Origin of the sequence: Ralstonia flatus (assembly GCF_958439105.1) — a bacterium.
In the GTDB taxonomy this organism is placed as follows: domain Bacteria; phylum Pseudomonadota; class Gammaproteobacteria; order Burkholderiales; family Burkholderiaceae; genus Ralstonia; species Ralstonia flatus.
Genome location: NZ_CAUDLI010000019.1, coordinates 1 through 6,464 on the forward strand (window position 1 = coordinate 1; position 6,464 = coordinate 6,464).

Annotated in this window: 5 protein-coding genes; 3 read left to right on the plus strand and 2 right to left on the minus strand. The window is 64.8% G+C overall.

Going from position 1 to position 6,464, the window contains the following annotated elements; genetic code table 11:
• Positions 1 to 171: 171 nt before the first annotated feature.
• The 3 genes from glxR to pyk all read left to right on the plus strand — a co-directional run bounded on the left by glxR (position 172) and on the right by pyk (position 4,652).
• Entirely contained in the window at positions 172 to 1,152 is a 981-nt protein-coding gene (gene glxR, locus R2676_RS26065) for a 2-hydroxy-3-oxopropionate reductase (protein WP_316857703.1), read from the plus strand.
• A gap of 76 nt (positions 1,153 to 1,228) precedes the next feature.
• Complete coding sequence (locus R2676_RS26070) at positions 1,229 to 2,548, plus strand: glycerate kinase type-2 family protein (protein WP_206271046.1); 1,320 nt, start codon at positions 1,229 to 1,231, stop codon at positions 2,546 to 2,548.
• 625 nt (positions 2,549 to 3,173) lie between these two features.
• Positions 3,174 to 4,652, plus strand: a complete 1,479-nt coding sequence (gene pyk, locus R2676_RS26075; protein ID WP_104611115.1) for a pyruvate kinase — start codon at positions 3,174 to 3,176, stop codon at positions 4,650 to 4,652.
• A 7-nt stretch (positions 4,653 to 4,659) separates the two neighbouring features.
• Here the strand turns inward: pyk and hemN are convergent, their stop codons facing one another.
• On the minus strand, positions 4,660 to 6,144 hold the full coding sequence (gene hemN / locus R2676_RS26080) for an oxygen-independent coproporphyrinogen III oxidase (protein ID WP_206271047.1): 1,485 nt from the start codon (positions 6,142 to 6,144) through the stop codon (positions 4,660 to 4,662).
• A 117-nt stretch (positions 6,145 to 6,261) separates the two neighbouring features.
• Positions 6,262 to 6,464, minus strand: a 203-nt coding sequence (locus R2676_RS26085; protein WP_316857701.1) for a hypothetical protein, incomplete at its 5' end; no start/stop codon positions are given.

Sequence of the window (6,464 nt, forward strand, 5' to 3'; positions counted from 1 at the left end):
AAGCGGGCGGAAAAAGGAAGGAGGCTGTCTGAGCGCAGCGAGTTTGCCTCCTTCCCCGCCCGGTTACACAAATTCAAGGAGGGTGTCGCCATCTCGGGCGCGCCTTTCTTTGCTTACTTTCTTTGGCAAGACAAAGAAAGTGAGTCGCCCCCGGCAGGGGGTGAAAAGGGAGTGGACCACCAAGGCCCAAGCCACAAACCACGAACCACCAACACATCCAAACCAAGGAGATCCCTCACCATGGCAAACAACCTCAACCTCGGTTTCATCGGCCTCGGCATCATGGGCGCCCCCATGGCAGGCCACCTGCGCGCCGCCGGCCACACGCTCTTCGTGCACGACGTCAACCCGGCACCCGCCGCGCTGGTGGAAGCCGGTGTGACGGTCTGCACGAGCGCAGAAGAAGTCGCCAAGCGTGCCGACATCATCTTCATCATGGTGCCGGACACCCCGCACGTTGAAGCGGTGCTGTTCAGCGAGAAGGGTGTCGCCAAGGCGCTGAAGGATGCCGGCAAGGACGCTGCTGCCAGCAAGATCGTCGTCGACATGAGTTCGATCTCGCCGATCGCGACGAAGGACTTCGCAGCCCGCATCAACAAGACCGGCGCGCAGTACCTGGATGCTCCGGTGTCGGGCGGCGAAGTGGGCGCGAAGGCTGCATCGCTGACGATCATGGTGGGCGGGGAGCAGGCTGCGTTCGACCGCGTGGCACCGCTGTTCCAGCTGATGGGCAAGAACATCACGCTGGTGGGCGGCAACGGCGACGGCCAGACGACCAAGGTGGCCAACCAGATCATCGTGGCGCTGAACATCCAGGCCGTGTCCGAAGCGCTGCTATTCGCATCGAAGGCCGGCGCCGACCCGGCGAAGGTGCGTCAGGCGCTGATGGGGGGCTTCGCGGCCTCGCGCATCCTGGAAGTGCACGGCGAGCGCATGGTCAAGCGTACGTTCGATCCGGGCTTCCGCATCGAGCTGCACCAGAAGGATCTGAACCTGGCGCTGCAAGGTGCGAAGACGCTGGGCGTGGCGCTGCCGAACACGGCCACCGCGCAGGAGCTGTTCAACACGTGCGCCGCCAACGGCATGGGCAAGCAAGATCATTCGGCGCTGTGCCGCGCGATCGAGATCATGTCGAACCACGACATCGCCTGAATGCGCGCCTAAGTTGTGTGCACTGTCGCAGCCTTCGGGCGGCGGCAGTCTTTTTGCTGTTTCCCCGCTTTCTGCCATGCACCACGACCAGTCTGCCCAGGCCGCCCTGCGCGCCGCCTTGCCCAATCCGTCGCCGCGCGCGCTGTTGCACCGCCTGTTTGATACCGCGGTGGCTGCGGTCAGCGCTGCGCAATGCCTGCCGGCATTCCTGCCGGAACCGCCGCGTGGCCGCACCATCGCCATCGGCGCCGGCAAGGGCGCAGCGGCGATGGCCGAGGCGGTGGAGCAGCACTGGAAGGGCGAGCTGTCCGGCCTGGTCGTCACGCGTTACGAGCACGGCCGCGCGCCCGGCACGCAGGGCCGCATCGAAGTGGTGGAGGCCTCGCACCCCGTGCCCGATGCAGCCGGCCAACGCGCCGCGCAACGCATGGTTGGGCTGCTCGAAGGTTTGACGGAAGACGACCTCGTGTTGTGCCTCATCTCAGGCGGTGGCTCGGCCCTTCTGGCTGCACCCGCCGAAGGCCTGATGCTGGCCGACAAGCAGTCCGTCAACCGCGCGCTGCTCAAGAGCGGCGCGAGCATCGGCGAGATGAACTGCGTGCGCAAGCACCTGTCGTCGATCAAGGGCGGGCGCCTGGCACTGGCGTGCGCACCGGCGCGCGTCGAGACGCTGCTGATCTCGGATATTCCCGGCGACGACCCGACGCTCATCGCCAGCGGCCCGACGCTGCCCGACGCCACCACCTGCGCAGATGCGCTGGCCGTGATCGACAAATACGGCATCGACGTGCCGGAAGCGGTGCGCCGTCATCTGGAAACCGGCGCGGGCGAGACGCCCAAGCCGGGCGATGCACGTTTCGAAGGCCATCGCAGCCACGTCATCGCGACGGCCCAGCACGCGCTCGAAGCGGCTGCCGCGCAGGCACGCGCGCTCGGTTACGAGGCGCACATCCTGTCGGACAGCATTGAAGGCGAGGCGCGCGATGTGGCCGAAGTGCATGCCGGCATCGTGCGGCAGATCGTGGCGCGCAATCAGCCGTTCACCAAACCGTGCGTGATTCTGTCGGGTGGTGAAACCACGGTGACCGTGCGTGGTAATGGGCGCGGCGGGCGCAATGCCGAGTTCCTGCTGGCGCTGGGCGTGGCGTTGGATGGTTTGCCGGGTGTGCATGCGATTGCTTGCGATACCGATGGCATCGATGGCTCGGAAGACAACGCTGGCGCGATGTTGACGCCGGATAGCCTGGCGCGTGCTGAAGCGCTTGGGTTGCGGGCTAAGCAATTGCTCGACAACAACGATGGGTATGGGTTTTTTGACGCGCTTGGCGATTTGATTGTGACTGGGCCGACCCGGACTAATGTGAATGATTTTCGGGCGATTTTGATTACCGGCTAATTTTTTGGGCGAGGGGTGGATGGGGGTTTTGGTTTTGTGGTGCATCCCTTGTTTCATCCCCTGCCGGGGCTGACTCACTTTCTTTGTCTTGCCAAAGAAAGTAAGCAAAGAAAGGCGCGCCCGAGATGGCGACTTCCCCTTGAATTTATGTCGCAGAGAGGGGAAGGGAAAAACTCGCTGCGCTCAGACAGTTTCCCTTCCTTTTTCCTCTCTGCAACAGAAATTCAAGGCGCCATCTAGGGCAGGAACGTCAACGGCCAAACCATCGGCCACGACTGCAGCAGGAACCAGCAGCACAACGCGAAGCAAAGCGAGCAACACAGCAACAAACAAGAGCCACCTAGGACAGCACACAGATTGTGTGGCCGTACCCTGCCCTAGATGGCGCCTTGAATTTGTGTAAGCGGGCGGAAAAAAGAACGGGAACTGTCTGAGCGAAGCGAGTTTTCCCGTTCTCCGCCCGGTTACACAAATTCAAGGAAGGGGTCGCCATCTCGGGCGCGCCTTTCTTTGCTTACTTTCTTTGGCAAGACAAAGAAAGTGAGTCGCCCCCGGCAGGGGTGAAAGGGAGTGGACCACCAAGGCCCAACCAAGCAAATAAACAACCCCCACCCGGAGCAACAAAGTGCGCCGCTTCCGCAACACCAAAATCCTCGCCACCCTAGGCCCCGCCAGCAGCGACAAAGACACCATCCGCGCCCTCTTCGACGCCGGCGCGGACGTCTTTCGCCTGAACTTCAGCCACGGCTCGCACGAAGATCACCGCAAGCGCTACGACACCGTGCGCGCGGTGGAGGCCGAGACCGGCCGCCCGATCGGCATCCTCGCTGACATGCAAGGTCCGAAGCTGCGCATCGGCACGTTCGCCGACGGCCGCGTCGTGCTCAAAAACGGGGACCGCTTTGTGCTCGACCGCGACCCGACGCCGGGCGATGTCACGCGTGTGCATCTGCCGCATCCGGAGCTGTACGCCGCTACCGCGCCGGGCCAGTCGCTGTTGCTGGACGACGGCAAGATCCGCCTGGCCGTGGAAGCCGCCGACCCGACAGCCATCGTCACGCGCGTGGTCGATGGCGGCCCGCTGTCCGACCGCAAGGGCGTGAACGTGCCGGACGCTGTGATCCCCATCCCTGCGCTCACCGAGAAAGACCTGCGCGATCTGGACTTCGCGCTGTCACTGGGCGTGGACTGGATTGCGCTGTCGTTCGTGCAGCGCGCCGAAGACGTGATCGCCGCGCGCGAGATCATTGGCGACCGCGCTGGGCTGCTCTCGAAGATCGAAAAGCCCGCCGCGCTGCTGCACCTGGAAGACATCGTGCAGGCCTCCGACGCGCTGATGGTGGCGCGCGGCGATCTGGGCGTGGAGCTGCCGCCCGAGCGCGTGCCCGGTGTGCAGAAGCGCATCCTGCGCATGGCGCGCCAGCATGGCAAGCCGGTGGTGGTGGCCACGCAGATGCTGGAATCGATGATCGAAGCGCCAGTGCCGACACGCGCCGAAGCCTCCGACGTGGCCAGCGCCGTGTACGACGGCACCGATGCCGTGATGCTGTCGGCCGAGTCGGCCAGCGGCAAGCACCCGGTGGCGGCAGTCAGCATCATGAACCGCATCATTGCCGAGACCGAGCGCGACCCGCTGTACCGCAACTTGATCGACGCGCAACACCAACCGCCGCTGCCGACCCGGCAGGACGCCATCTGCGCGGCCTTGCGTGACGTGACGCACATCCTCGGCGCAGTGGCCACCGTCACCTACACGTCAAGCGGCAAGACGAGCCTGCGCGCGGCACGCGAGCGGCCACTGGCGCCCATCGTCAGCATCACGCCGCGCCTGGACACGGCGCGCCGGCTGGCCATCGCGTGGGGCGTGCACAGCACGGTCAGCCCGGACGTGAGCAATGTCGACGAGATGGTGGACGCGGCGTGCCGGGCCGCCGCGCGTGAAGGCTTTGCCGTGTCGGGCGACCAGATCGCCATCACGGCGGGCATGCCGTTCGGCCAGGCCGGTTCGACCAACCTGCTGCGCCTGGCGGAAATCTGGCCACAGACCGTGGCAGCCGCCCAGACCGAAACGCGCGCAGAGCAGTTCGAAGCCGCGACGGCCTGACGCTGCGTCAGACCACCTTGGAGTAGCGCGGAACGAAGCCGACGGGCTTGCCCCCGGCTTCCACCGCGCGCTCCGTGCCCGCCTGGCGCAGGTGCGAATCGAAGACCATCGCGATGCGGCGCACGAGCAGCCGCCCTTGCGGCGTGATGACGATGCGTTCGTCCCCCACCCGCACCAGTCCGGCTTCCTCCAACGGCGCCAGCGCCCGCAGCTCGTCCGCAAAGCTGCGCTTGAAGTCCAGCCCGTGGCGCGCGCCGAAGGTGCGCATGTTCAGTTCAAATCCGCACATCAGCTCGCCGATCAGCGCGCGGCGCACATGGTCGTCCGGCGTGAGTGACATGCCGCGCAGCACGGCAAGCTCGCCGGCATCGATGCGGGCGTAGTACGCGTCGAGATCCTTTTCGTTCTGCGCATACACATCGCCCACGCGGCTGATCGCGGACACGCCAAACGCCAGCATGTCGCAATCGGCGTGCGTGGAATAGCCCTGGAAATTGCGCTGCAGCCGGCCTTCACGCTGCGCGATGGCAAGCGCATCGTCAGGCCGCGCGAAGTGGTCCATGCCGATGTAGACATAACCCTCGGCAACGAGGCGCTCCACCGTCATCGCCAGCAAATCGAGTTTTTCGTCGGCGGTCGGCAGCGCGAGCAGATCGATGCGGCGCTGCGGCTTGAACAGGTGCGGCAGATGCGCGTAGCTGTAGACGGACAGCCGGTCGGGCGCCATCTCCAGCACGCGATCGAGCGTGGCGTTGAAGGTCTCGGTGCGTTGATGCGGCAAGCCGTAGATCAGGTCGAAGCTGATCGACTCGAAGCCCAGCCGGCGCGCGGTGTCGACCACGCGGCGCGTCTCTTCCACGCTCTGCGTGCGATGCACGGCGCGCTGCACCTCGGGGTCGAAGTCTTGAATGCCGAGGCTTGCTCGATTGAAACCGATCTCGGCCAGGACTTCGAGCGTGGCGTCGTCGGCGTGGCGCGGGTCGAGTTCGACGGAAATTTCGGCGTCGCCCGTCAGCGCAAAATGCTCGCGCGTCGCGGCCATCACGGCCCGCATCTCGTCGTGCGCGAGAAACGTGGGCGTGCCGCCGCCCCAGTGCAATTGCGTCACGCGGCGCAGTGGGCCGATCTGGTTGGCCACCATGGCCATCTCACGCGCGAGCGTTTCAACATAGCGTGCACTGCGCGAGCGGTCCTTCGTGATGACCTTGTTGCAGCCGCAGTAGTAGCAGAGGTTCGCGCAAAACGGCAGGTGCATGTACAGCGACAGCGGCGCATGCAGCGCAGGCGCGATCGCGGCGCGGCGGTGCAAGGCGTCGAGGTAATCGGCGTTGCCAAACTGGTTGTGAAAGCGGTCAGCCGTCGGATAGGAGGTATAGCGCGGGCCGTGCGTATCAAAACGCTGCGCGAGCGCGCGCACCTGGGGAGCCGACCAGCGGAAAGCGCTGTCGTTGGCGGCGGACGGAGGGTCGGCCGGCTTGGCGAACGGAAACATGGGGCGGTTCTAGTGGGGGCGATGGTTCATCCTAAAACCGCGATGTGCGCGCCGGGTTGATGTGTGTCAACGTCGGTCAATGCGGGTTCCAAAGCGTTGTGTGCTGCACGCGGGGCGTCACGGCGGCACAACGGGGCTGGGCGTTGATGGGTGTTTTTTTTGAGTTCTGGGTTGTTGGTGCATCCCTTGTTTCATCCCCTGCCGGGGCTGACTCACTTTCTTTGGTCTTGCCCAAAGAAAGTAAGCAAAGAAATGCGCGCCCGAGATGGCGAAAGACTCCTTGAATTTCTGTAACCGTGCGGAGAAGGAGGCAAACTCGC

What these genes read in the sequence shown, in the direction of transcription:
- R2676_RS26070 (WP_206271046.1), top strand. Translation starts at nt 1,229, where the DNA reads ATGCACCACGACCAGTCTGCCCAGGCCGCCCTGCGCGCCGCCTTGCCC.
- hemN (WP_206271047.1), bottom strand. Translation starts at nt 6,144, where the DNA reads ATGTTTCCGTTCGCCAAGCCGGCCGACCCTCCGTCCGCCGCCAACGAC.